Annotated in this window: 22 protein-coding genes and 1 tRNA gene; 9 read left to right on the forward strand and 14 right to left on the reverse strand. The window is 65.6% G+C overall.

Annotated features, from left to right (window positions below; translation table 11 throughout):
• Positions 1-82: 82 nt before the first annotated feature.
• A complete protein-coding gene (locus tag M1D93_RS14275; RefSeq protein WP_461172136.1) occupies positions 83-1,171 on the forward strand; it encodes a LysM peptidoglycan-binding domain-containing protein in 1,089 nt (362 codons plus the stop codon).
• Between the two features lie 160 nt (positions 1,172-1,331).
• Here M1D93_RS14275 and M1D93_RS14280 read toward each other — a convergent pair whose 3' ends face one another.
• The 3 genes from M1D93_RS14280 to M1D93_RS14290 all read right to left on the reverse strand — a co-directional run bounded on the left by M1D93_RS14280 (position 1,332) and on the right by M1D93_RS14290 (position 2,464).
• Complete coding sequence (locus M1D93_RS14280; protein WP_461172137.1) at positions 1,332-1,763, reverse strand: CBS domain-containing protein; 432 nt, start codon at positions 1,761-1,763, stop codon at positions 1,332-1,334.
• Positions 1,764-1,951: 188 nt separating this feature from the next.
• A tRNA-Tyr gene (locus tag M1D93_RS14285) sits at positions 1,952-2,033 on the reverse strand.
• 176 nt (positions 2,034-2,209) lie between these two features.
• A complete protein-coding gene (locus M1D93_RS14290; RefSeq protein ID WP_461172138.1) occupies positions 2,210-2,464 on the reverse strand; it encodes a hypothetical protein in 255 nt (84 codons plus the stop codon).
• Between the two features lie 190 nt (positions 2,465-2,654).
• Between M1D93_RS14290 and M1D93_RS14295 the strand changes: the two genes are divergently transcribed.
• Positions 2,655-3,146 carry a YajQ family cyclic di-GMP-binding protein gene (locus M1D93_RS14295; protein ID WP_050054209.1) on the forward strand — a complete coding sequence of 164 codons (492 nt, stop codon included), beginning with the start codon at positions 2,655-2,657 and terminating at the stop codon, positions 3,144-3,146.
• A gap of 156 nt (positions 3,147-3,302) precedes the next feature.
• On the opposite strand, the gene htpX is transcribed toward M1D93_RS14295, so the two are convergent.
• Positions 3,303-4,169 carry a zinc metalloprotease HtpX gene (gene htpX / locus M1D93_RS14300; RefSeq protein ID WP_461172139.1) on the reverse strand — a complete coding sequence of 289 codons (867 nt, stop codon included), beginning with the start codon at positions 4,167-4,169 and terminating at the stop codon, positions 3,303-3,305.
• 177 nt (positions 4,170-4,346) lie between these two features.
• Between htpX and M1D93_RS14305 the strand changes: the two genes are divergently transcribed.
• From M1D93_RS14305 to M1D93_RS14315, 3 genes are all read left to right on the forward strand, one after another.
• Positions 4,347-4,832 (forward strand): Fur family transcriptional regulator, encoded by a 486-nt coding sequence (locus M1D93_RS14305; RefSeq protein ID WP_461172140.1) that lies wholly within the window; start codon positions 4,347-4,349, stop codon positions 4,830-4,832.
• A gap of 7 nt (positions 4,833-4,839) precedes the next feature.
• Positions 4,840-6,336 (forward strand): catalase, encoded by a 1,497-nt coding sequence (locus M1D93_RS14310; protein WP_461172141.1) that lies wholly within the window; start codon positions 4,840-4,842, stop codon positions 6,334-6,336.
• A gap of 143 nt (positions 6,337-6,479) precedes the next feature.
• Positions 6,480-7,115, forward strand: a complete 636-nt coding sequence (locus tag M1D93_RS14315; protein ID WP_461172142.1) for a DUF2461 domain-containing protein — start codon at positions 6,480-6,482, stop codon at positions 7,113-7,115.
• Positions 7,116-7,140: 25 nt separating this feature from the next.
• Here the strand turns inward: M1D93_RS14315 and M1D93_RS14320 are convergent, their stop codons facing one another.
• From M1D93_RS14320 to M1D93_RS14350, 7 genes are all read right to left on the reverse strand, one after another.
• On the reverse strand, positions 7,141-7,506 hold the full coding sequence (locus M1D93_RS14320; protein WP_461172143.1) for a nuclear transport factor 2 family protein: 366 nt from the start codon (positions 7,504-7,506) through the stop codon (positions 7,141-7,143).
• A 179-nt stretch (positions 7,507-7,685) separates the two neighbouring features.
• A complete protein-coding gene (locus tag M1D93_RS14325; RefSeq protein WP_461172144.1) occupies positions 7,686-9,233 on the reverse strand; it encodes an amino acid permease in 1,548 nt (515 codons plus the stop codon).
• A 173-nt stretch (positions 9,234-9,406) separates the two neighbouring features.
• Positions 9,407-9,817 carry a DUF779 domain-containing protein gene (locus M1D93_RS14330; protein ID WP_461172145.1) on the reverse strand — a complete coding sequence of 137 codons (411 nt, stop codon included), beginning with the start codon at positions 9,815-9,817 and terminating at the stop codon, positions 9,407-9,409.
• 3 nt (positions 9,818-9,820) lie between these two features.
• The gene (gene exaC / locus M1D93_RS14335; protein ID WP_461172146.1) at positions 9,821-11,344 is read right to left on the reverse strand and encodes an acetaldehyde dehydrogenase ExaC; all 1,524 of its coding nucleotides are present in this window, start codon (positions 11,342-11,344) and stop codon (positions 9,821-9,823) included.
• Between the two features lie 101 nt (positions 11,345-11,445).
• Positions 11,446-12,840: a helix-turn-helix domain-containing protein gene (locus M1D93_RS14340; protein WP_461172147.1), complete on the reverse strand. Its 1,395-nt coding sequence runs from the start codon at positions 12,838-12,840 to the stop codon at positions 11,446-11,448.
• 113 nt (positions 12,841-12,953) lie between these two features.
• A complete protein-coding gene (locus M1D93_RS14345; RefSeq protein ID WP_461172148.1) occupies positions 12,954-14,387 on the reverse strand; it encodes an FAD-dependent oxidoreductase in 1,434 nt (477 codons plus the stop codon).
• A gap of 103 nt (positions 14,388-14,490) precedes the next feature.
• The gene (locus M1D93_RS14350; RefSeq protein ID WP_461172149.1) at positions 14,491-15,489 is read right to left on the reverse strand and encodes a DNA topoisomerase IB; all 999 of its coding nucleotides are present in this window, start codon (positions 15,487-15,489) and stop codon (positions 14,491-14,493) included.
• An 84-nt stretch (positions 15,490-15,573) separates the two neighbouring features.
• Between M1D93_RS14350 and rarD the strand changes: the two genes are divergently transcribed.
• Both rarD and M1D93_RS14360 read left to right on the forward strand, forming a co-directional pair.
• A complete protein-coding gene (gene rarD / locus M1D93_RS14355) occupies positions 15,574-16,626 on the forward strand; it encodes an EamA family transporter RarD (protein ID WP_461172150.1) in 1,053 nt (350 codons plus the stop codon).
• A gap of 39 nt (positions 16,627-16,665) precedes the next feature.
• Positions 16,666-17,919 carry an NAD(P)/FAD-dependent oxidoreductase gene (locus tag M1D93_RS14360; protein WP_461172151.1) on the forward strand — a complete coding sequence of 418 codons (1,254 nt, stop codon included), beginning with the start codon at positions 16,666-16,668 and terminating at the stop codon, positions 17,917-17,919.
• Positions 17,920-18,029: 110 nt separating this feature from the next.
• On the opposite strand, the gene gabT is transcribed toward M1D93_RS14360, so the two are convergent.
• Both gabT and M1D93_RS14370 read right to left on the reverse strand, forming a co-directional pair.
• Positions 18,030-19,400 (reverse strand): 4-aminobutyrate--2-oxoglutarate transaminase, encoded by a 1,371-nt coding sequence (gabT, locus tag M1D93_RS14365; RefSeq protein WP_461172152.1) that lies wholly within the window; start codon positions 19,398-19,400, stop codon positions 18,030-18,032.
• An 83-nt stretch (positions 19,401-19,483) separates the two neighbouring features.
• A complete protein-coding gene (locus M1D93_RS14370; protein ID WP_461172153.1) occupies positions 19,484-20,914 on the reverse strand; it encodes a gamma-aminobutyraldehyde dehydrogenase in 1,431 nt (476 codons plus the stop codon).
• Positions 20,915-21,070: 156 nt separating this feature from the next.
• Between M1D93_RS14370 and M1D93_RS14375 the strand changes: the two genes are divergently transcribed.
• On the forward strand, positions 21,071-22,507 hold the full coding sequence (locus tag M1D93_RS14375) for a PucR family transcriptional regulator (protein ID WP_461172154.1): 1,437 nt from the start codon (positions 21,071-21,073) through the stop codon (positions 22,505-22,507).
• A 75-nt stretch (positions 22,508-22,582) separates the two neighbouring features.
• Here M1D93_RS14375 and M1D93_RS14380 read toward each other — a convergent pair whose 3' ends face one another.
• Entirely contained in the window at positions 22,583-24,154 is a 1,572-nt protein-coding gene (locus tag M1D93_RS14380) for a CYTH and CHAD domain-containing protein (RefSeq protein WP_461172155.1), read from the reverse strand.
• A 232-nt stretch (positions 24,155-24,386) separates the two neighbouring features.
• Here M1D93_RS14380 and M1D93_RS14385 point away from each other — a divergent pair, with 232 nt between their 5' ends.
• The gene (locus M1D93_RS14385; protein ID WP_461175024.1) at positions 24,387-25,721 is read left to right on the forward strand and encodes an MFS transporter; all 1,335 of its coding nucleotides are present in this window, start codon (positions 24,387-24,389) and stop codon (positions 25,719-25,721) included.
• Positions 25,722-25,723 lie beyond the last annotated feature (2 nt).

Consider the following 25,723-nt stretch of genomic DNA (forward strand, 5'->3'; position numbering starts at 1 on the left):
CGGCGCATTACACCTCGATCCGTCCCGCCTTCGGCCCGTGCACTGCACCCGCCTGGCTGGACCGAACCTCGATGGGCCACCCATGAACGAGCCGAATTCCAAAGCTACAGATCCACCAAGCAGCAGCTTCGCCACAGACGTCCCCCGCACCGAGCTGACGGTTGGCCGCCCCGCCATCAGCAACAAGCTGTGGGCCGGGATGGCCACCGCTGCCGTGGTGGCGGCCGTGGGAGTCGGAGCGCTGGCGGCACCCGCCCCCTTCCTTATGCAGGATACGACGGCGGCCGGTCCCGTTGCCGCGGCGGCCCCGGAAGGTCAAGCCGGTGTTGAAGCCAAGGCCCAGGCTGCGTCCGGCACCGATTCTTCCGGCGCCTCTACCAGCGAAGTCCAAGGGCAGGCGGCCGCGCCCGCAGACGCATCCATAGCCGAACCGCCTGCCGCGGAAACGGCCGCGGAGACCACTCCGGCGCCGCCTGCCGAACCTGCCCCTGCCCCGCCGCCTGCCGCACTTGCTCCTGTCACTGCCCCGCCGCCTGCCGCACCTGCTGTGGACGCCAACCTGTACACGGTGGCCCCCGGGGATACTGTCGGAGCCATCGCGTCGAGACTCGGTGTGGACATGGTCGGGATGCTTGCTGCCAACGGCCTAAGCCCCTATAGCGTCATCGTCCCGGGACAAACATTGGTCCTGACTGGTCCAGCCGTTGCCGTACCCGCGGCGGCACCTGTACCGGCCGGCGATCCGGCACCACCGGCGGTCGCGGCGGCCCCTGTACCGGCGGGCGCTCCGGCGCCGGCTCCACCGCCCGCAGCAGCCCCCGCCTTCGTTCCGCCCGCTCCTGCAGTCCGCACTATCTACGTGGCCGGGGCCGGCGGGCAATCCATGGTGGACGCCTGCATCGGACCCATCCATTACACGCCCAACGACGGCTACTCGCTCTTCATCACCGAGCATGATTTCTGCGGCGGCTGGGGGCGGTTCTCCGGAATCGGGGTGGGCGAGACGGTGAGCATCCCGGGTTACGGAACCTACACGGTAACTGCCAGGGGCCAGGTACCCAACCCCGGAACCACCAACGACGTCATCGCAGTATTCGGGGGATTCCCCCGGGCCATCCTGCAGACCTGCATTCCAGGGACAAGCCAGATGCTCCTGATCGCCCTGAGCTGAGGATGCAGGACTCGCTGCCCCCGCTTCCTAAGCTTGTCCGCGGCTCCTGACCCTTCAAGGCGGGGAGCCGCGGACAAGGCCATGAACGCGCAAATAAGGAACGCCACGGAGAAGGCTCCGTGGCGTTGGTTGTGGGGATAAGCCTGACGGGCAATCCCTACTATGCGTTCATCGGCTTGCGTTCCGAAATGTGCTCCACGAGCTCACCAACACGCTGCTCGGAGTAATTGCGGGCGATGTCTCCCTGGCTGATGATTCCTACCAGCTTGTGGTCGGCGATGACCGGGAGCCGCCGGACCTGGTACCTTTCCATCATTTCGATGGCGGCATCAACATTGGCGTCGGCGTCCACCCAGTGGGGCCTGCCCGAGGCGAGGTCGCGGGCCATCATCTCGCGCGGATCACGTCCTGCGGCTACGCACTTGAGCACGATGTCACGGTCGGTGATCATGCCCTTCAGCTTGCCGTCGTCACCGCAGATCGGCAACGATCCACAGTCCAGACCCAACATCATCCTGGCCGCGTCTGCCAGGGACTGGGTTTCCTTAATACACTGCGCGTCCGTAGTCATAAACTCACGTACGGCACTCATTGGTCCTCCTTCATCGATTGGTTTATCGACGCAGGGCATCGGGCACATGCGCCGATGCTGCCAGCCTACGCCCGGGCCAGTAACGATGTCGACGGCGGTTTGCGGCGCTTTTTTCCGAGTGCTGGGGACCGCTTGACGGACACAGAAAAGCCTCCGGAACCATGTGGTTCCGGAGGCTTTTCCTTGGGTGGCAGATGAGGGATTCGAACCCCCGTAGGCGTTGCCAGCTGATTTACAGTCAGCCCCCTTTGGCCGCTCGGGTAATCTGCCGAACTTCAAAAGAAGATCACCCTCGGCTGCAGTCTGCGAACCGTCCGTTTCCGGGCCGTTCCGCTTCCAGTAACCGCGGGCAACACAACAATACAGAACTTCCGCTGAAGAATCGAATCGGCACTCGCAGGCCCGCAAGGACAAGGAATTCCGGGCTTTCAGGGCCTCCCGAGCCGTCAGGCTTCACCCAGAATCCTTCCGGCGAGCCGGGCCTCGAACTTCACCGCCTGTTCCTCGGTGATCTGGTTCAGCTGGACGGCTCGGAGCAGGTCCGCGTGGACGCCCTCCAACCGGGAGGAGGCGTCCGCCACCGGACTGAAGATGATGGAGGCCGCCACCGCGGCGGCCGCCACCGACGTTGCTGCTGTGGCCACCGCACCGGCCGCCGCCGAGGTGGTGCGGGTGACATATCGGACGGCATTGCGGTGCATGGTGTTCCCTTCGTGCAGCAGCTTTCCAACTCCTACAACTCTGCCCGGGCCTCCTTCGTTCCCCCGGAGCGTCCGCTGTAAGGGAACTGTGAATAGGTGCCCGCCCCTAACGGGAGCATCCGTATTAGGCTTGAATCCAGCCACCCAAGCCCTGTCCGCGGACGGGGCACCCACCAGCACAAGGAGAGTCATGGCAGGCGAGTCAACGTTCGACGTCGTAAGCAAAGTGGACAAGCAGGAAGTGGCAAACGCCCTCAACCAGGCACAGAAGGAACTGGCCCAGCGCTACGACTTCAAAGGCGTGGGCGCCGAGGTGGACTTCAGCGGCGAGAAGATCCTGATGAAGGCCAATTCCGAGGAACGTGTCCTGGCAGTGCTGGATGTCCTGCAGTCAAAGCTGATCCGCCGCGGCATCTCGCTGAAGTCGCTGGACACCGGTGAACCCTACGCCTCCGGCAAGGAGTTCCGGCTCGAGGCCTCCATCAAGGAGGGCATCGCGCAGGACCTGGCAAAGAAGATCAACAAGCTGATCCGCGACGAAGCGCCCAAGTCCGTGAAGTCCCAGATCCAGGGCGACGAACTGCGTGTCACGTCCAAGTCCCGCGACGACCTGCAGGCCACCATGGCGCTGCTGAAGGACTTCGACGAGGCCGACCTGCAGTTTGTGAACTTCCGCAGCTAGCCGCGGACCGTCGTTTTCGACGGGCCCAGTACTTGCCGCTGCGAAAAGAGGCCGGCGACGCCCAATATTGGGCGCGCCGGCCTCTTTGTGTGTCGGAAGGAATTGCCGCATCACGCAGCGCCTCACTGGGCGCATCAGGAACGCGGGGGCACCAGGCTACCGCAGCGGCCCGCTGGCCATCCGCTCCAGGCGGGCGATCCTGTCCCGCATGGGCGGATGAGTGGCGAACAGCTTGTTCATCCCGCCGCCGCGGAACGGGTTGGCGATCATCAGGTGCGACGCGTTGACCAGCCGCTGGTCATGCGGCAGCGGCGCGATGCCCACGCCGCGCTCGATCTTGGCCAGGGCTGAGGCAAGCGCCAGCGGATCGCCGGTCAGCTGCGAACCGTCCTCGTCGGCGTCGTACTCCCGGGTGCGGGAAATCGCCATCTGGATCAGGGACGCCGCGAAGGGTGCCAGCAGGGCCATGGCCAGCATCGCGATCGGGTTGGAGTTACGCCGGTCGCCGCCGAAGAACAGCAGCATCTGGCCCACCGAGGTGATGACGCCCGCAACAGCGGCCGCCACCGAGGAGGTGAGGATGTCCCGGTTGTAGACGTGCATGAGTTCATGTCCGAGGACACCGCGGAGTTCACGGGCGTTCAGGAGCTGCAGGATTCCCTCGGTACAGCAGACGGCTGCGTTCCTCGGATTGCGCCCGGTGGCGAACGCGTTCGGATTCATCGTGGGCGAGAGGTAAATGCGCGGCATGGGCTGGTTGGCCCGGGCGGAGAGCTCCCGGACTATCTGGTACAGCTGCGGAGCCTGCGCTTCGGTGACGGGATAGGCCTGCATGGACCGGATGGCGATTTTGTCGCTGTTCCAATAGCTGTACGCCGTCGTCGCCACCCCCACCAGCGCCATGATCCAGACGGGCGCGGAACTGCGGGTGCCGGCGCCGATCAGCGCCCCGAGGCCCAGCAGTACCGCCCAGAGGACGCCGAACAGCGCCGCCGTCTTGAGTCCGTTGTAGTGTTTGTGCACTTCTCATCCTCCCTCTTCTATGGGAACGGCTCTCCACGGAGCAGGGTTCCAGTGCTCCGCCTAAGAACGCAGGCTCAACACCCCGCAACTCGTCGTGATGCAGGAGTTTTCAAAGGGACTCGGGAGGTTAGCCGAGCCTTATTGTGAGATGTTCATAATAAGTGCTTCAATGGTGTCATGACGGAGCACTTGGACGGCCACGAGGCATGGGCAGCGGCCCTGCGCGCCCATGGCCGCAGGGTGACCAAACAGCGGCTGGCCGTGCTCGCCGCCGTCGAACGCCACCCCCACTCCCCTGCCGAAAGCATCCTGGCCGCGGCCCGCGCCGAGCTTCCGGAACTCACGGCACAGTCGGTGTACGTGGTCCTCGGGGACCTGACGGACCTGCACATGCTTCGCAGGTTCGAACCCCCGCACTCCCCCGCGCTGTACGAGACCCGGGTTGGCGACAACCACCACCACGCCATCTGCATCAGCTGCGGCCGCGTGGAGGACGTGGACTGCGCGGTGGGCCACGCCCCCTGCCTCACGCCCCACTGGGACGAGAACGCCAAGCCCATGACCATCCAGATCGCCGATGTGATGTACCAGGGCATCTGCCAGGACTGCCAGCAGTCCCAACAACTTCCTTCCAATCGTCCCTCAGAAGAAATAGAGAAATAGGAGAACAATGACTGCCATTTCAACAACCCAGTCAGGTGCCCCCGTTACGTCCGACGCACACTCAAAGTCAGTCGGTGCCGACGGTGCCATCATCCTGACTGACCACTACCTGGTGGAAAAGCTCGCCCAGTTCAACCGCGAGCGGGTCCCGGAGCGCGTAGTGCACGCCAAGGGCGGCGGTGCATTCGGTACGTTCAAGACCACCGAAGACGTGTCCAAGTACACGAAGGCAGCCTTCCTCCAGCCCGGCGTCGAAACCGGGATGCTGATCCGCTTCTCCTCCGTGGCCGGCGAGAACGGCTCCCCGGACACCTGGCGCGATCCCCGCGGTTTCGCCGTGAAGTTCTACACCTCCGAGGGCAACTACGACCTCGTGGGCAACAACACCCCGGTGTTCTTCATCCGCGACGGCATCAAGTTCCCGGACTTCATCCACTCCCAGAAGCGCCTCCCGGGCACCCACCTGCGCGACGCGGACATGCAGTGGGACTTCTGGACCCTGTCCCCCGAGTCCGCCCACCAGGTCACCTGGCTGATGGGTGACCGCGGCCTGCCCGCCTCCTGGCGCGAAATGCAGGGCTACGGCTCACACACCTACCAGTGGATCAACGCCGCCGGTGAGCGGTTCTGGGTCAAGTACCACTTCAAGTCCAACCAGGGCGTGAACTCCATGTCCAGCGAGCAGGCCGAGGCCCTGGCCGGCTCCGACGCGGACTTCTACATCCGCGACCTGTCCGAGAACATCGAAGCGGGCAACTTCCCGTCCTGGGACCTGCACGTGCAGGTCATGCCGTACGAGGACGCCAAGACCTACCGCTTCAACCCGTTCGACCTGACCAAGGTGTGGCCGCACGGCGACTACCCCCTGATCAAGGTGGGCACCATGGAGCTGAACCGGAACCCGGAGAACTACTTCGCGCAGATCGAGCAGGCCACCTTCGCCCCCTCGAACTTCGTGCCGGGCATCGCCGCTTCCCCGGACAAGATGCTGCAGGCCCGCATCTTCTCCTACGCTGACGCACACCGCTACCGCGTGGGCACCAACCACGCCCAGATCCCGGTGAACCAGCCCAAGAACCAGGTCAACAACTACAGCCAGGACGGCGCCGGGCGGTACCACTTCAACGCGCCCTCCGTCCCGGTCTACGCCCCCAACTCTGTTGGTGGCCCGGCTGCAGTTGAACCGCAGAACCCGGCCGGGGGCTGGGAGAACGACGGCGAGCTGACCCATGCTGCGCACTCCCTCCACGCCGAGGACAGCGACTTCATCCAGGCCGGCACCCTGTACCGCGAGGTTTACGACGACGGCGCCAAGGCACGCCTGCTCGAGACCATCACCGGTGCAGTGGGCGGCGTCAAGAGCCCCGGCATCAAGGAACGCGCCATCCAGTACTGGACCAACGTTGACGCCGAACTTGGCGCCAAGCTCCGCGCCAACCTCGGCGCCGTAGCTGTTGCATCGGCACCGTCCTCCGATGCAGAGGCTGCCAACAAGATCGGCTGATCCAGCCACGTCTTGCGCTACGAAAAAGCACCCCGTCACGGTAATCCGTGGCGGGGTGCTTTTCTTTTCCACATAGGCGGGGGCTTTCCACATAGGCATCAAGCCGCGTAGCCGCCGCTGGCAGCCGTCCCTAGGATCGACGCATGACAACTTTCCAGGGCATCCCCGCCGGCGCCTTCGATTTCTACAAAGAACTGCAGGACAACAACAACCGTGAGTGGTGGCTGGAGCATAAGGACAGGTACCAGGAGCTGGTCCGCGAACCGATCGCTCTCCTGCTCGCGGAGCTGGAGCCCCGGTTTGGCCCCGGCAGGATCTTCCGGCCCAACAGGGACATCCGGTTCTCTCTGGACAAGTCACCGTACAAAACGGCACAGGGTGCTTTTGCCTCCATCCAGGAAGGGATGGGCTACTACCTGCAGGTGAGCGCGGAGGGGCTGCTGGTGGGCGGCGGCTACCATTCGCATACACCCGCCCAGCTGGTGAGGTACCGCAACTCAGTCGACGCCTCCGGAACAGGAGAATCACTTCGGCATATCATCGACGCCGTCGGTGCTGCTGGGTTCGCGGTGGAGGGAGAGAAGCTCAAGACTGTCCCGCGCGGGTACCCGCGGGACCATCCGCGGGGCGAGCTCCTGAAGCACAAGTCCCTCGCGGCCAGCACTGACCTGGGCCGCCCCGACTGGCTGGACAGCCCTTCAGCAGTCCAGGAAATCGGGGCGTTGTGGGATGAGCTGCGGCCGTTGGTGGACTGGGTTGGCCGTTACGCCGCACCGTGAGCGTCAGCCGGCGCTGTCGGAAGCGTCACCCGGCAGTGTCGGAAGCCAGTTCCACGTTGTAGGAACGGATCCGCACCACCCGACCGTCCAGGAAGTCATAGATGTCGCAGGACGCAACCCGGCTGATGCTGCCGTCGGCAGCGGCATAGCTGGCAACGCTGTCCACCACAACGCATTCGGGAGCAACCACCACCCTGAACTGGTCAAAACTGGTTTGTACGTCCTCGAGGTCCCGGGCCAGGGATGTGCAGACGTCAACAACGGCTGCCTTGCCTTTCAGCTCTTCGCCGCCCACCAACTCCCAGGCAACGTCGTCATCCAGCTGCGCAAGGGAATCCTCAAACCGGTGGCTTGAGAAAGCCCTTGCCACCGACTCCATGGTCATCTGCATAGCGCCCGTTCCTCCCATGACGTCCTAGGGCCCGCCTCAGGTCCAGCTTTTATTGAACTCCAAAGTCGGCCGGGCTGCACGTGTCTTCCCTGGCGGGACAGGGTGGGAGAAAGCAGAACCGCCCGCTGATCGGGAATCAGCGGGCGGTCGGCTTAGCTTGGTTGAGGATCCTTACCGCGTCAGGCGCGGGTCAGCTCGTCCTCGTCATCCTTGGACGATGCAACGGGAGCGCCGTTGACGGCCGTGTTGGCCTCAGTGAACCGCTCGTTCAGCCTGGAGTGGCGCTGGCCGTACACGAAGTAGATGGCCAGACCAATTACCAACCAGATGGCGAAGAAGATCCAGGTCTCCACTGCCAGGTTGGTCATCAGGTAGAGGCACAGCACGGCGGAGACGATCGGCAGGACCTTGCCGAACGGGACGCGGAAGGCAGGCTTCAGGTCCGGGCGCTTCCTGCGCAGCACCAGGATGCCGAAGCTCACCACCACAAACGCGGAAAGGGTGCCGATGTTGATCATTTCCTCAAGCAGGTCCACGTTGGTCAGGCCGGCCACCAGTGCAACGGCTGCGCCGCAGATAACCTGGAGGCGCACCGGGGTGGAGCGCTTGTCACTGGTCTTGGACAGTGAACGTGGCAGGAGGCCGTCGCGACTCATGGCAAGGACCACGCGGGACAGACCCATGAGGAGCACCATAATCACAGTTGTCAGGCCCACCAAGGAACCGAAGGCAATGACCTTGGCCGCCGATGTGTCGCCCACTGCCTCGAAAGCGGTGGTCAGGGTGGGGCTCTCCGCCTCCGCCAGCTGGGTGTAGGACACCATGCCGGTCAGGGCCAGGGAAACCAGGATGTAGAGCAGCGTCACCAGGGCAAGACCTCCGAAGATGCCGCGCGGCAGGGTCTTCTGCGGGTTCTTGACTTCCTCCGCGGACGTGGCCACCACGTCGAAACCGATGAAGGCGAAGAACACCAGGGCGGCGCCGGCGAAGATGCCGAGGGTGCCGTACTGTGCCGGGGCGGCTCCGGTGAGGAAGCCGAAGAATGACTGCTTCAGGACATCTGCGGCGCCGGTGCCGCCGGTCGGCTCGGCAGCCGGGATGAACGGGCTGTAGTTTTCGAACTTCACGTAGGTGAAGCCGACGATGATCACAAAGAGGACCACGCCGATCTTGATCAGGGTGAAGATGTTGCCCACGCGGGCCGACAGCTTGGTGCCCAGCACCAGCAGCACCGTAAACACGGCAACGATCAGGAACGCGCCCCAGTAGAGGTCCACGCCGCCAAGGGAAAGCGCCGCCGGCACGTCGGCGCCCATGAGGGCGAAGACCTTGCTGAGGTAGATGCCCCAGTACTTGGCGATAACCGCGGCTGCTGTGAAGAGCTCAAGGATCAGGTTCCAGCCGATGATCCAAGCAAGGAGTTCGCCCATCGTGGCGTAGGTGAAGACGTAGGCGGAGCCGGCCACGGGGATGGCGGTGGCAAACTCGGCGTAGCACATAATGGCAAGGGCGCAGGTGACGGCGGCGATCGCGAAGGACAGCGTGACGGCAGGGCCGGAGAAGTTGGCCGCCGCCTTGGCGCCGACGGAGAAGATTCCGGCGCCCACGGCCACGGCAACGCCCATGATCATGAGGTCCCAGGTGCTGAGGGACCGCTTGAGCTTGCGTCCGGGTTCATCGGCGTCGGCCATCGACTGCTCGATCGATTTGGTCCGGAGAAGGTTCATAAGGGGATCACTATCCTGATTTCTGATGGAAACAGACCTATCAACGATAGTGTCCATCCACTGGACGGTCCCAATTGTCCCGAATGGTGAGACGGCCGATTCGCCGAACTCTATTCCGTGAACACGCTTGGGACCCTCCGTGAGGAGGGTCCCAAGCGCTTTCTACCGAACTCCTAGGCGGGCCAGTCCATCAGGGTGGAGCGGATCAGGAAGCGTTTGCCTTCCGGTGCCTCCACCGAGAAACCGCTGCCCCGTCCCGGCACCACATCAACTGTCAGGTGCGTGTGGCTCCAGTAGTTGAACTGCTCCCGGGACATCCAGAACTCCAGGGGCTGGGGTTCCAGGCCATCCGATACATCGAACAGGCCCAGCAGGACATCGGAGTCACCGGTGAGGAAGTCGCCGACAGGAAAACACATGGGCGATGACCCGTCGCAGCACCCGCCGGACTGATGGAACATCAGCGGCCCGTGCCGGAGCCAGAGCTTCCGCAACAGCTCCGCGGCCTCGGGGGTGAGCGCCACCCGGGAAAAGTCCTCCCCGGGCAGCGTCACCGCTGCGTCGATCGCGCTTCTGGGAGCCATGGCCTAGAAGAAGCCCAGCTTGTTTTCGTTGTAGCTGACCAGCAGGTTCTTGGTCTGCTGGTAGTGGTCCAGCATCATCGCGTGGTTCTCCCGTCCGATGCCGGAGGACTTGTACCCTCCGAATGCGGCCCCGGCCGGGTAGGCGTGGTAGTTGTTGACCCAGACGCGCCCGGCCTGGATCTCGCGCCCTGCACGGTAGGCCACGTTGCCGTTGCGGGACCACACTCCCGCACCCAGCCCATAGAGGGTGTCATTGGCGATGCCCATGGCCTCGCTGTAGTCGCTGAACTTGGTCACTGCCACCACGGGGCCGAAAATCTCCTCCTGGAAGATCCGCATCTTGTTGTGGCCTTCGAACACCGTGGGCTGGACGTAGTACCCGCCGGCCAGGTCGCCCGGCAGCTCCGCGCGGCCGCCGCCGGTGAGGACCTTGGCGCCTTCCTGCTTGCCGATGTCGATGTAGGAGAGGATCTTTTCCAGCTGGTCGTTCGAGGCCTGGGCACCTACCTGCGTTTCGGTGTCCAGCGGGTTGCCCTGCACCATCTTCTCCACGCGCGCCACGGCGTCGGCCATGAACGAGTCGTAGATGTCCTCCTGCACCAGCGCGCGGGACGGGCAGGTGCACACCTCGCCCTGGTTGAAGGCGAACAGTGCGAACCCTTCCTGTGCCTTGTCGTAAAACGCGTCATTGTCCTGGGCGACGTCGTTGAAGAAGATGTTCGGGCTCTTGCCGCCCAGCTCCAGGGTGACCGGGATGAGGTTCTGGCTGGCGTACTGGCTGATGAGGCGGCCGGTGGTGGTCTCGCCGGTGAAGGCGATTTTGCGGATCCGGGGGCTGGAGGCCAGCGGCTTGCCGGCTTCGACGCCGAAGCCGTTGACGATGTTGAGGACGCCGGCCGGAAGCAGGTCGCCGATGAGCTCCACCAGGACGAGAATGGACGCCGGTGTCTGCTCGGCCGGCTTGAGCACCACGGCGTTGCCGGCGGCGAGCGCAGGGGCAAGCTTCCACACGGCCATGAGGATGGGGAAGTTCCAGGGGATGATCTGGCCGACGACGCCCAGGGGTTCGTGGAAGTGGTAGGCGGTGGTGTCGTCGTCGAGCTGGGACAGCCTGCCCTCCTGGGCACGGACTGCCGAGGCGAAGTAGCGGAAGTGGTCGGCCGCGAGCGGAAGGTCCGCGTTAAGGGTTTCGCGGATGGGCTTGCCGTTGTCCCAGGACTCGGCGACGGCGAGCATCTCCAGGTTCTCGTCGATGCGGTCCGCGATTTTGTTCAGGACCGCTGCGCGCTCGGCCACGGAGGTCTTTCCCCAGGACGGAGCAATCTTGTGTGCGGCATCCAGCGCCAGTTCAATGTCCTCTGCCGTGCCGCGCGCCAGTTCGCAGAAGGCCTTGCCCGTTACCGGCGTGATGTTTTCGAAGTACTGCCCCTTCACCGGGGCCACCCACTCCCCGCCGATCCAGTTCTCGTACCGGTCCTTGAACGTGACCTTCGAGCCCTCGGTTCCGGGCTGTGCGTAAACAGTCATTGCTAGCTCCTTTGCTGTGCAGATCAGGCTTTCGCCGATGGAGCCAGCGTAGGAGCACGAAGGTTGCAGCAAGGTTGCAACCTTCGGGGAGCGGGTGGGGATTAGTGCAGTTCGGCTTCCAGCCGCTCCAGATCCGCGACGACGGCGGCCCGCTTGGGCGAGCGGGCCGGAAGGAGGCGGAGCGCGGCACGGCGGATGCCGACGTCGTCCCTTGCCTCCGGGAGCTCCGCGTACCTAAGCAGCGACTCGGCGCTGCCGTCCGTCATGACCGCCTCCCGCAGCAGTGACGAGACCCTGTCCCGCAGCTCCACGATGCCGGGCGCCTCGGAACGGGGAAGCACTGCGCCACGGTAAATCTCCAGGGCGATCCGGTGGGCGCCGCGATGCAGGCAGCTCAGCACCTGGCCGCTGTCCGGGACAAGGTCAACGGGAAGCCGGTATGGCCGGGAGCGCGGGACGGCATCCGGATCGAGTTGGTGAAGGACTTTGCGCAGCCGCACCATTTCGGCACGGAGTGTGATGGTGGAACCCTCCCCCCGATAGAGCAGGAGGTTGAGCTCCTCGGCACTGAGTCCGCCCGGGTGGGTACTCAGCAGGGCAAGGATTTCACTGTGACGGGCAGACAGTGCAACGGTCCTGCCGCCCAGGCTGAGCAGGGCCTGGTCGCGGCCCAGCAGCTGAAGGCTGTTCCGGTAGAGGCTGCCGTCCCGGGTGTTTTCGCCCGGCGGCCGGGAAGCGGCACTTTGTGGCCGCCGTCGTGCCGGCGTGCCGGCAGGTTGGGCTGCACGCTGGAGGCGTTCAACACGCAGCTGCGCCTGGGCGGCAGCCACCGTTGCCTCCACGAGGGACAGCGTGTGGGGGGCCACGGCGGTGGCCGTACCGGTAATGTCCACGACGCCCAGGACGGCCCCGGAGTCCGGGTCGTGGAAAGGAACGGCCGTGCAGCTCCACGCGTGCACGGCCCGCTGGTAGTGCTCCGCGCCGGCAATCTGGATGCCACGGCCAAGGGCGAGGGCAGTACCTGGCGCACTGGTGCCCACGGTCGACTCGGACCAGTCGGCGCCGGGGACAAACATCATGCCCTCAGCACGTCGCCGGAGGCCGGGGTCACCCTCCACCCACAGCAGGCGCCCTACCTCATCCCCCACCGCCACCAGCAGTCCGCTGTCATGGCTGGGCTGGACCAGGAGCTTGTTGATGACCGGCATGATAGCGGCCAGTGGATGCTGCCGCCGGTAGTCCTCCAGCTCATCCCGGTCGATGGCCAGCGGGGCTCCGGGGTTGTCCGGGTTGGCCTTGAAACCTGCCGACCGCTGCCAGGACTCCCTGATGAGCTGCCGCAGCCCGGGAAGCTCGGAAGTCTCCGTCGTTACGGGGCCGTCCGGAAGGCCGTCGCCGGCCTGGGAGAAATGGTCCAGGTATTCATGCCCGGCGAGGGCGGCACGCTGGCGCGGTTCGGCGTCGGCTGCCGGGCCTGGCTGGATCAGGTTCCTCATTGAACTCCTGCTGCTGCCTGCGGGCGCGGCTTCATCTCAGCCGGCCAAGGGGTGGCCGCCATTCTAACGCGGCCCTCCTCCCCCACCTACTCAGGAGTTGGAGGCGGGAAAGGTCAGGCGCGGGAGATGCGGATCATCTCCTCGCGCGGCACCACCTTGATGCGTTCGCGCACCACATGGTCAGCGCCTTCCGGCCCGGTCCAGGCTGCGCCCAGGGCTGCTTCGTGGGCGTCGAGCCTGTTCCAGCCTTCCCACGTGGTGTATTCGATTCCCCGCTCTTCCAGCAGGTGGATGATGGCCTGCGGATCAGGGTTCTGCGCCGGCGGGAGCGTGAGCCGATCCTCCAGGAGGCAACCGATGGTTTCCAGGGCGTCACCCTTGGTATGGCCGATAAGGCCCACGGGTCCACGCTTGATCCAGCCGGTGGCGTAGATTCCCGGGACAGGGTTCCCTTCAGAGTCCAGCACCCGGCCGCCTTCGTTGGGGATGACCCCGCGCTTGGCGTCGTATTCCAGCTCATCAAGGGCCGAGCCGTGATAACCGATGGCGCGGTACACGGCCTGCACGGTGTAATCGACGAACTCCCCCGTGCCCTTCGCGTTGCCCGTGCCGTCAAGCTGCATGCGCTCAAACTTGATGCCGGCCACCTTGCCGGACCCGCCGTCGTCGTAAATCTCCACCGGGCTGTGCAGGAAGTGCAGGTGCAGGCGGCGGGAGGACGGGTTCTCGGACTCGGTGTGCTCCTCCACCAGCCAGTTGGTGAGGGTGTTCACCATGGTCTTGATCTGGTTGTTGCTCCGGATCGCTTCATCGGAAGCCTCGTCGAACTCGAAGTCCTCGGGATAGAGCACGATGTCCACGTCGTTCATGTGGCTGAGTTCCCGCAGCTCAAGGGGCGTGAACTTCACCTGGGCCGGGCCGCGGCGGCCAAACACGTGGACGTCGGTGACCGGCGACGCCTTAAGGCCCTGGTACACGTTGTCCGGGATCTCGGTGGAAAGCAGCTCCTCCGGGTGCTTCACCAGCATCCGGGCCACGTCCAGGGCCACATTCCCGTTGCCAATCACAGCAATTTCCTTGGCCTCCAAGGGCCACTCCCGCGGAACATCAGGGTGCCCGTCGTACCAGGAAACAAAGTCCGCCCCGCCAAAAGAGCCCTGCAAATCAATGCCCGGAATGGCCAAATCCGCGTCCTTGACGGCGCCGGTGGAGAAGATGACTGCGTCATAGAACGCACGGAAGTCGTGCAGGGTGAGGTCCCGCCCGTAGGTCACGTTGCCCAGGAACCTGATGTCGCCGCGGTTTAGGACCTTGTGGAGGGCGTTGACGATTCCCTTGATCCTGGGATGGTCAGGCGCCACACCGTAACGGATCAGCCCGTACGGCGCAGGGTAAGCCTCGAAGAGGTCGATGCTGACCTCGAAGTCGCCGTCCTTGACGCCCCTGGACTTGGTGAGAATGTCCGCAGCGTAGACACCGGCAGGTCCCGCGCCCACAATTGCCACGCGGAGGGGACGTGCGGGGGTGGTTTCGCCGAGGTTGGACACCTGGAACCCTTCTGGCCGATGACGATACGCGGCAGGTGCAGCGCACAGTCACTTATTCTAATTGTCCGTTTCCGCGGCGTGTCGCTGCCTGTAACGCAGGGCGCTAACCGCTTTTCGCCAGCGGTACAACGTTGCCTTCGCGGTAGAGCAACGCCCGCAGCTCCGATTCAGCGGAGTCAGGACGCTTGGGGTCGATGGTTTCGCCCTCGTGGTAATGGTCCAGCACCCGCGGATCCACGTAGCTCTTGCGGGCGATCGACGGCGTATTGCCCAGCACCTCTGATGCTTCGATCATGGCCCGGCTGATGGCGCGCTTACGTTTGGCGGCCGTCCGCTGGGTGCCGGTCCTGGCGAGGCTGGCGGCAGCCGCAACCGTGCCGCGCAGGGTGCGGAAGTCTTTGGCGGTGAAGTCCGAACCGGTCCGCTCCTTGACGTAGGCGTTGATGTCGGCGCTGCTAACGGGCCGCCAGTGCCGGCCCTCTTTGTAGGCCATGAGCCTGGCGTTGGCGCCGCGGCGCTTGAGCAGGCGCAGCAGGGCGGCAAGGTCGGCGTCGCGGATTTCCGACTCCCAGTCCTTTCCGCTCTTGCCCGGGAACCTCAGGAGGATCCGGTCCTTGCGCACCTGGACGTGGGCGCAGAGGAGGGTGGCGAGCCCGTGGCTGCCGTTTTCGTTGGTGTACCGTTCGGAGCCCACCCGCAGCGACCCGCTGTCCAGCATCCGGAAGGCGCCGGCGAGGACGCGCTCGCGTGAGAACCCTTCGCCGCGCAGGTCCATGGTGACCCGCCGGCGGGCGGCGGGAAGCGATTCGGCCAGCTGCAGGGCCCGGTCGAACTTCACCCGGTCCTTCCGTTCCCGCCATTCCGGGTGGTAGATGTACTGCCGCCGGCCCACGGCGTCCACCCCGGTGGCCTGGATGTGCCCGTTTTCAAACGGGGCAATCCACACGTCCTTCCACGCCGGCGGAATTCCGATGCTCTCCAGCCGGTCCCGGACAGGGCCGGGCGGCAGCGTTGAACCATCGAGGTCCCGGTAGCTGAAGCCCTTGCCTGCGGGGACACGGCGGTAGCCGCGGCCCGAGGCGTTGCTGCGCCGGAGCCTCATCGGGTGGCCTCCAGCCCTTCGGCAAACATCATAAAAGCAAGCCTACTGACTATTTGCCGGAATACCTGCCCTAAAACTGATGTTATGGATGTCGTGCGTTCTCCCGATGGATCCCTCTCCCCTGTCCCTGCCCCGGCCGCATCACCGCCCGCCGCGGGACCCGTGGCGCCGTCAGCGGCAGGCACCAAGGGCGCGCCGCCCAAGGCAGTGGACAAGGAGACGACGGCGGGAATCCTCTTTGGCATCGGGGCGTACGGGCTGTGGGGGCTGCTCCCGCTGTACTTCTTTGTCCTGATGCCGGCCGGCGCCGTCGAAATCGTGGCGAACCGGGTGGTGTGGTCGCTGCTGTTTTGCGCCCTGCTGATCACCGTCACCCGTTCCTGGTCCGCCCTGGCCGGCGCTCTCCGGAACCGCGCCGTGTTTGGCTCCCTGGCCCTGGCCGCGTTCCTGATCGCCGTGAACTGGCTGACCTACACCTACGGAGTGACCACCGGCCAGGCCGTGGAGGCCTCCCTCGGCTACTTCATCAACCCGCTGGTCTCCGTCCTGCTGGGCGTGTTTGTGCTGAAGGAAAAGCTGCGCCCGCTCCAGTGGGCAGCAGTAGGCATCGGGTTCATTGCGGTGGGCGTGCTGACCTATTCGTACGGCAAGCTGCCGTGGATCGCACTGACCCTGGCTTTCAGCTTTGGCCTTTACGGCTTCGTCAAGAAACGTGTCGGCCCCAGGGTGGACGCTGTCACCAGCCTCAGTGTGGAAACCATGGTGCTGGCCCCGTTCGCGGCGGTGACAATGGTCTACCTGGCCGCAACCGGAACCGCCACCCTCACTACGCAGGGCCCGGGCCATTTCTGGCTCCTGCTGGCCTCCGGTGTGATCACCGCGGTTCCGCTGCTGTTCTTCGGGGCCTCGGCGCGCAGGCTCCCCATGACCACCATCGGGCTGCTTCAGTACTTCGCGCCCCTGCTGCAGTTTGTCCTCGCCCTCGTGGTGTTCAAGGAAGCGATGACCCTCGACCGGTGGATCGGCTTCGGAGTGGTCTGGGTGGCATTGCTGGTCCTGACCGTGGACATGCTGCGGACCGCCCGCAAAACGTCCGTGGCGCGGCGGCAAAGCAAGGCCGCACTGAAATCTTCCTAAGCACTGTTGCCGGGAACCTCTGTGGAGTAGGTTGCTCGGATGGAGGACTCATATCAGGTCATCGTGATCGGGGCCGGCTTCGCCGGCATAGCGGCAGCGAAGGAACTTGGCCGCAAGGGCGTGCGCGTCCTGCTTATTGACTCAAACAACTACCACCAGTTCCAGCCCCTGCTGTATCAGGTGGCCACATCACAGATCGGCGTGTCAGCCATTGCCCGCCCCATCCGCTCCGTCTTCCGACGACTACGAAGCGTGCGGGTCCTGACAGCGGATGTGGCCGCAATCGATGCCGGGAACCACACCGCCACCACTGTGGAGGGTGAGACGTTCCGCGCCGAGGCCCTGGTGGTCGCCGTTGGCGCCGTACCCAACTTTTTCAATACCCCGGGCGCAGAGGAGCATGCCTTCCCGTTGTATTCCGTCACGGACGCCACCCGCCTGGGAACCAGCGTGACGCGCCTGCTGGACCGGGCCGACAGGGAGCCCGGCTCCGCCGTGGACATGGTGGTGGTCGGCGGCGGTCCTACCGGCGTGGAAACCGCCGGAGCACTGGCGGAGAACATCAAATTCGTGGTGAGCAAGTACTTTTCCCCGGACCTCGCGGCACGGTGCCGCGTGCACCTGGTGGACATGGTCCCGACAGTGCTGACCATGTTCTCGTCAAAGTCCCAGGAATATACCCGCCGGCGACTCACGAAGATCGGTGTCCACCTGCACATGGGAGTCAGTGTGACCGGAGTCCGGGCGGACGGCGTGACGCTCGCCGACGGTACGGACATCCCAGGTGACATCGTTGTGTGGGCCGGGGGCCTGAAGGCCGGAAACCTGATCGCAGGCTCGGGGCTTCCGCAGGGCAAAGGTGGCCGGATCGACGTCAACCCCGATCTGACAGCTCCTGGGGCAGAAGGCGTCTACGTCATTGGCGACGCAGCCAACATCACCGATTCGACCGGTGCGAAGCTGCCGCAGCTTGGCTCTGTGGCCCAGCAGGCGGGAAAGTGGGCTGCCCGCAACGTCTACGCGGACCTGCACGGCGGCAGCCGGCAGCCTTTCCGCTACACGGACAAGGGATACATGGCCATGGTTGGCCGGGGCGCCGCCGTCGCTGAGCTCGGCCGGAAGCGCATCCAGCTTCAGGGTTCACTGGCTTTTGTATCCTGGCTCCTGGTGCATCTCGCCCTCCTGTCCGGTTTCCAGCAGAAAGTCCGGGCCCTGTTTTCCTGGCTCAACGGGTACGTCCTGCACAGCCCGGCGCAGGTGGTCATCGGCGGACCGGACAACGACGCCAGATAACGGCGTGAGAGCAGATCGCTGTTAAAGCCTGAGGCCCCGGAACGGTTGTTCCGGGGCCTCAGGGTTTGTTTGCGCCGTTGCGAGGGGACGCTAACTCTATATGGGCGGCGTTACGCGTTGGCCTTGATGGCCGCGGACAGGACGTCCAAGCCGTCGTTCAGCAGTTCATCGGTGATGACCAGCGGCGGCAGGAGCCGGATCACGTTGCCGTAGGTGCCGCAGGTGAGGATGATGACGCCTTCCTTGAGGCAGGCGGCTGCAACAGCCTTGGTCAGTTCCGGGTTTGGTTCCTTGGAGCCGGCCTGGACCAGTTCGATGGCCAGCATCGCGCCGCGGCCGCGGACGTCGCCGATCACGCCTGAGCCGGTGCCGGCCAGCTCGGTCTGCAGCTCGCGGAGCCTCGTGGTAGCCACGGACTCGATGTGGCGGGCACGTCCGGCAAGGTCGTATTCCTCCATGGTGCCGATGGAGGCCAGCGCCGCAGCGCACGCTACCGGGTTGCCGCCGTAGGTGCCGCCCAGGCCGCCGGGGTGGACGGCGTCGAGCAGGTCTGCCCGGCCGGTGATGGCGGACAACGGCATGCCGCCGGCGATTCCCTTGGCCAGGGTCATGATGTCCGGGATGACGCCTTCGTGGTTGACGGCGAACCATTCACCGGTGCGGCAGAATCCGGACTGGACTTCGTCGGCGATGAAGACGATGCCCTTCTCCTTGGCCCACGCTGCCAGCGCCGGAAGGAAGCCCTCGGCCGGGACGATGAAGCCGCCCTCGCCCTGGATGGGCTCGATGATGATCGCAGCGACCTGGTCTCCGCCGATCTGCTTCTCGATCATGGTGATGGCTCGCTTGGCGGCCTCGGCACCGGTGATCTCCGGGTTTTCCTCGCGGTAGGGGTAGCTCATGGGCATGCGGTAGACCTCGGGTGCGAACGGCCCGAAGTTGGTCTTGTACGGCATGGCCTTGGCGGTCAGCGCCATGGTGAGGTTGGTGCGGCCGTGGTAGGCGTGGTCGAAAGCCACGACGGCGTTGCGCCCGGTGGCCAGGCGTGCCACCTTGATGGCGTTCTCCACTGCCTCGGCGCCGGAGTTGAACAGGACGGTGCGCTTTTCGTGGTCGCCCGGGGTGAGGCGGTTCAGCTGCTCGGCGACGGCCACGTAGCCTTCGTACGGCGTGACCATAAAACAGGTGTGCGTGAAGTGCTCCACGGCTTCCTTTACGGCGCCCACGACGGCGGGATCGGAGGCTCCGACGCTGGTCACGGCAATGCCTGAACCCAAGTCAATAAAGGAGTTGCCGTCCACGTCGTGGATGATGCCGCCGTCAGCGTCGGCAACGTAAACCGGAACGCCGGACGCGACGCCGGCGGCGACGACGGCCTTGCGCCGCTCAGCCAGGGCCAGCGACTTGGGGCCCGGGAAGTCGGCCTGGACGCGCCGCTTCTGCTCCAGGCGGAAGGTGATGTCTGATGCGGTGGTGGTCATGATGATTCTTTCCTTGCTGGGTGGGCCCACGCCGGCGGGGGTTCCCTGGCCGAAGCGGAGCGAGGTTGTGGGGCCGGTGGGGACTAGGAGTCGAGGGCAGACATCACGTGCTTGATGCGCGTGTAGTCCTCGACGCCGTACATGGAGAGGTCCTTGCCGTAGCCGGACTGTTTGAAGCCGCCGTGGGGCATCTCGGCGGTGAGCAGGATGTGGGTGTTGATCCAGACGGCGCCGAAGTCCAGGTCGCGGCTCAGGCGCATGGCGGTGCCGTGGTTGGATGTCCACACGCTGGAGGCCAGGGCGTAGTCGACGTCGTTGGCCAGCTCGACGGCTTCTTGCTCCGTGCTGAACTTCTGCACGGTGATGACGGGGCCGAATGTTTCCTGCTGGACGATGCTGTCCGACTGCTTCGCGCCGGTGATGATGGTGGGCTCAAAGAAGAAGCCCTTCTCCCCCGCCCGGTGTCCGCCGGTTTCGATCCGGCAGTGCGCGGGCAGGCTTTCCACCACGGAGGTGACCTGGTTGAAGTGGTTCACGTTGTTCAGCGGGCCGAAGTAGTTGTCTTCGTCGTTCTGGGAACCAGTGCGGAGCGTCCTGGTGTGTTCCACCATTGCTGCCACCACGTCGTCGTGCACCGACTCCTCCACCAGCACGCGGGTGATGGCCGTGCAGTCCTGGCCGGCGTTGAAGAAGGCGAACTCGGCAATCGCCGCAGCGCTCTTCTTGATGTCGGCGTCCTTGAAGACAATGGCCGGCGCCTTGCCGCCAAGCTCCAGGTGGGCCCGCTTGAGGCCCTTGGCAGCACCGGAGGCGACGGCAATGCCGGCGCGGACCGAGCCGGTGATGGATACCAGTCCGGGAACCTTGTGGTCCACCATCATGGCGCCGGTCTTGCCCGTCCCCAGCACAACGTTCAGGACGCCGGCGGGCAGGATGTCACCGGCGAGGCGGGCCAGGACAAGGGTGGACTCGGGGGTGGTGTCCGAGGGTTTGAGCACCACGGTGTTTCCGGCTGCGAGCGCGGGGCCGATCTTCCAGATGGCCATCAGGAACGGGTAGTTCCACGGGGCGACCTGGGCCACGACGCCGATGGGTTCGCGGCGGACGTAGGAGGTGTGACCCTCGAAGTACTCACCGGCGGACTTGCCTTCGAGGATCCGCGCGGCTCCGGCAAAGAAGCGCAGCTGGTCAGCGCCGGCGGCAATTTCCTCGGAGGCGATCAGGGACCGGACCTGGCCGGTGTTGCGGTGCTGGGCCTCCACCAGTTCGTCGCTGTTGGCCTCGATGGCGTCTGCGAGCTTGAGCAGCATCAGCTGGCGCTGGCCCGGCGTGACGTGCTTCCAGGTTTTGAAGGCCTCCTTGGCGGCTGCCATGGCCGCGTCAACGTCTTCCTGGACGGAGATGGGCGAGTGCGCCACAACGTCACCGTTGGTGGGATTGACGATGTCCAGCGTGCCGGTGCCGGCAGGCGTAACAAACGTCCCGTTGATGAAGTTCTGCAAGGTGTGGACCACGGTGTGCAACCTCTTTCCTGGGGGCCATCGGCGGCAAAGCGGATGGATCTGACTGCCTTGAGCCTATGCCAGCACCAATGCGCCGTGAATAGCCACCTGCACACCCTTTCTGCTGCTTTTTAGTGCGGTTGACTAGCACCCGCTTATCCTTGGTTCATGGCCATTTCCCTTGCTGCCCTTTTGGGTGTCAAATCCCTGAACCTGTCAAAAGCAGGGGTTGCCGAGACCACCTGGCACCAGGACATCAACTGGGTGGCAGTGACCGAGCTGGAGGATCCGCAGCGGTTCATCAACGGCGGCGAGCTCATCCTCACCACCGGCCTGCGGCTGAAGTCAGCACCCGAGCAGCGGCGGTTTGTCCGGCAGGTGCAGCGGGCCGGGGCGGTGGGTATCGGTTTTGGGGTAGGCCTTTCCCATGACGCAGTGCCGCCGGCGCTGCTCGCGGAGGCGAACCGCTGGGGACTGCCCGTGGTGGAGGTCCCGTACGAGACGCCGTTCATCGCCATCGGAAAGCTGGTGGCCGATGCCCAGTCCGCGGATCACTACGCCAAGCTGGAGCGGCTTATCGCCGGACACCAGGTGCTGGCCCGCGCGCTGCTGACGGGCGGCGGCCTGGCCGAGCTGTTGAAGCACCTGGGCGGCATGCTCCGGGCCGACATTGCCCTCACCCAGTTCACAGCCCAGCTGTACAACAGCAGCAAGGACACGCCGCAGGCCGACACCTGGGCCTCCTACCCCATCCCCACCGGCCGGCGCGATGCCTGCACGCTGTGGGTCCGCAAGCCCTTCGAGGACACCGGCATCATCGGCTATGCCCAGAACCTGATCAGCGTTGAACTGAACAATATGGTCAAGCAGCGCCAGGCCGAGCGCGCCTTGTGCGGACAGGTACTGGAGGATGTGATCCACGGGGCGCTGGAAACCAGCGAGGCCCAGCGCCGCCTGGCCGGTGTCGGCGTGAACAGTACCCGCAAGAATGTGGTGCTGCTCGCCGTCTCCGCAGCCCACCACAAGGCCCTGGTGAGCACCTCGGTGCCGCGGGAACTGGAGAAGGCGGTCGCCGCCGTCGTGGGCAAGGATCTGGTGCTGGTGATGAACGACGACGGCGGTGCTGCGCCGTCCCTGGCGCGGAAGTTGAGTGACCACCTCGCCGAGGCGGGCATCCACGCGACCATCGGCATCGGCGGCGCGTACACCAAGCCGAACGGCCTGCGCTGGAGCTACTTCGAGGCGCGCGACGCGGCAAGCCACGGGCTTCCCGTTAACGAGCCGGAGCGGCTGAGCCTGACGTCGCTGCTGCTGGCAAGTGAAGATGTGCCGCTGGCCGACATGGCGCACGAGTCCCTCAATCCGCTCCGGACGTTCGACGCAGCCCACGGCGCGGAACTGATGACCACGCTGGAAAGCTACCTCAACAACAACGGCTCCGTGGCCGCCGTCGCCGAGGAACTCACCCTGCACCGGAACACGGTCCGGTACCGGCTGGCGCAGATCACCGAACTGACCGGCTACGACCCCGCGGTCACCACCGACCGCGTGCAGCTGTGGCTGGCGCTGGCAGTGGCTCGGCTGTCCGCACGCCAGGGCAAGTAAGGGGCCCACGCCTGGGCCCACGCTACCGAGGGGCCCCAATCGAGCTTGCGAGATCGGGGAGGTAGCGGGTGGGTACTAGATAACGCGGGGCTTCAGCAGGCCGCGGGACTTCTTGCGGGCCTTGCGGTACTTGGCCTCGGACGCGGCCATCAGATCCGCCTGGCGGATCCGCAGCGCGACCAGGGCCTCAGCCGTGGTTTCGGGCAGCGCGTGGCCCGCTTCGAGTGTCTGCAGCAGGTTCCGCGCAATCAGGGCGTCGTGGAAGTCGCCCAGGATTTTCTGCTGCCGGTGGGCAGCCGTGGCCACCTTCCGGGCGCGCTTGCCCCGCACCAGCCCCGCCGACTCCGCCACATGGCGGAGCCGTTTGGCGTCCTTGCGCACCTGATGGAGTGCGTTTTCGTGGGCCATCCCGCGCCGGGCGTGGCCTGCAGCCTTCTGCGAGCGGCGCAGCCGGCGGGCGGACTTCTCCACCGCCTTTGCGGCGACAGTCCGCCCCGGAGCCACGGCCTGTGACAGCACCGGCGGCTGGCGGCAGAAGCCCTCAAGATCGTCCAGCAGCCGGAAATAGCGTTCCGACCGCAGCGCCTCCTGAAGCCGGCGGTACCCGGCGTCGAAGGCAGCACCGGCCTTGCGCTCCACCTGTTCCCTTGCTGCGTCCGTCCCCTCGCCCGGCGGCAGCTCATCGAGGTGGCCCCGCAGCCGGTCCAGCAGGACCTCGGCGTCGCGGGGTTCGCCCAGCAGGTGGCCCAGCCAGCCAAGTTCGTCCCGAAGGCGCCGCACCGGGACGGCCCGGTAAAGCTTCCGGTAGGCGGCCAGCACTGAGCGGATCCGCCGGGTTGCTGACCTCATATCGTGAACGGCCTCGGGCTCTTCCAGCCGCACCGCGGCATCCCCGGTGAAGAGTTGGTTCAGCTGTTCGGACAGATAAACGGTGACGACGGCGGCCGCCGGGGCCTTCTTTCCGGCTAGCAGCGCGAAGGGATTTTCCTTCTCCTGTTCCCCGCTCCCTCGTGAGATGTTGCCGAGTGCCCTTGCGAGTTTTGATGCGTGGCCCGCGGGGCGTGCGCCGGCGGCGAAAAGGAGCTGCTCGGCGGGGCCAAAAAGGTCGGGTCCGCCGTTGACGAGTTCCAGTTCCCACTCCCGCCAGCGCTGCGGCTGTTCGTCCGCGCCGCCGTGATGCAGGCGTGTCGCCTCCACCTGGTCGTCCGCCAGATCGGCCAGGTGAACGCCGTCTTCCCCGTAGAGCGCGTGGGTGGTGCGCCGCGTTTCGAGCCGGACCACCGGCGCTACGTCCGTTCCGCGGAGGTACACCTGCACGCGCGCCAGCAGGCTGTCCGGTACGACGCCGGGCTGGCCCAGGGGTGCGTGCAGCTCCCGGCGCTGCTGCGGTTCTGTTCCGGAGCCGCTCCGGGCTTCCGGGGGCAGCTTCAGGTGCCAGCCGGCGTCGATCCCGCCGGTGCGGCGCCGCAGGGTGATGCGCCGGGCTGCGAGCGTGTGCCGGGCGGTGTCGAAATAGACAGCCTCCAGCACAGCGGTATGGGGCGTTCCCACGCGGGCAATGCCGGGCAGTTGTTCCAGCGCGGGCACTGTGGCCTCGTTGTCGACGTCGTACTTCTTCTCGATCTCGATCCCTTGCGAAGCCTCCACAGCCGTCCTTCCGCATTGGTCCTGCAGCCGGGCCCGACGGATGGCGTCCCGGCCCTCGGTGGAAGTCTATTGCCCGCGCACGATGGGCGAGAGAACTTGGCCACAAAACTGGAAACATCAAACGTCTAACCTTTAGCCTTGAAAGATGCCCGCCACTCCCCCCGCTCCTACTGCCGCGCCTTCCGCCCTCTTCACGGCCGCCTCCCCTGCGCCATCACCGACGCCTGCCGCGATGCCCTCGCCGGGACCTGCTGCGCCCGCACCTGCCTCCGGCGCCCCACTCACCCGGCCCCGTTCCGCCGTCGTGTTCGGGGTTATTGCCCTGGTGCTGATCGGGCTTAATCTGCGGGCGGGCATCACCGGGGCGTCGGCGCTGCTGCATGACCTGCAGACGGTGCTGGGCTACGGGCCGCTGGTGGCCGCGTTCATCCCGTCGATCCCCACCCTGTGCTTCGCCCTGGCGGGCGCGGGCACCTCCTGGCTGACGGGCAGACTGGGTGTTGAGAAGGCAATCCTTTTGTCCCTGGCCATGCTGGCCGGCGGACTCCTGCTCCGCGGCATCCCAGCCACCGGAATGCTGGTGGCGGGCAGTGTGCTGGGGATGTCCGGGCTGGCGGTCTGCAACGTTGCCATGCCGTCCTTTATCCGCGAGCACTTCGCCGCCCGGACGTCACTGATGACCGCCGTATATACGGTGACCATGACCACCGGGGCAACTGTCACCTCCGTCGCCGTCGTTCCACTGGCGCAGGCCCTGGGCTCGCCATCAGCCGCCGTCGGCGCCATCGGCATCACCGCCGTGGCCGCATTCCTGGGCTTCCTTCCCGTGGCACTGCACGCGCACCGGAACAGCACCCGTTCCACGGCGGGGCACGTGTCACCGTGGCCGTTGCTGCGGACCAGGAAAGGGCTGCTGCTGACTGCCATTTTCACGCTGCAGTCATTGCTGGCCTATGCGCTGCTGAGCTGGTTCCCGTACATGCTCACCACCATGGGAATGGACGCTTCAGGGAGCGGGCTGATGTTCGGGCTCATGCAGCTGGTGTCCGTTCCCGCAGGCATGCTGCTCATCGCCATCGGCTCCCGCCCCAGGATGCTGCGGCCTGCGTTCTACCTGGTCAGCATCACCATGGCGGTGGGCCTGGCCCTGCTCCTGGTCCTGCCGGTGGGCCTTGCCATCGTTCCCGCGGTCCTGCTGGGCTTCGGCCTGGGCATCTTCCCGCTGGTGATGGTGATGATCAGCCGCAGCGGCGCGAGCACGGCCGAAACCACTGCGCTGTCCACGCTGGCCCAGTCCACGGGCTACCTGCTCGCGACCACCGGCCCGTTCGGGATGGGCCTTCTGCACAGCGTCACCGGCGGCTGGACCCTGCCCCTTGCCCTGCTGCTGGCCCTGGCGATGGTGCAGATTGTGGTGGCGCACCTGATCACGGGCAGCGCGATGACCCGGAGCGTTTCCGGCGTGGCAGCCAGCGCTCCCGGCGGTACTGCCGGCCGCGCGTCAGTCCCAATGGCCGGTTCCACAGCCGGTCCCACAGCCGCCCCCGCAACCGGGAAGAGGAAGTAGGC

The organism is Arthrobacter sp. Z1-9, from assembly GCF_054792695.1.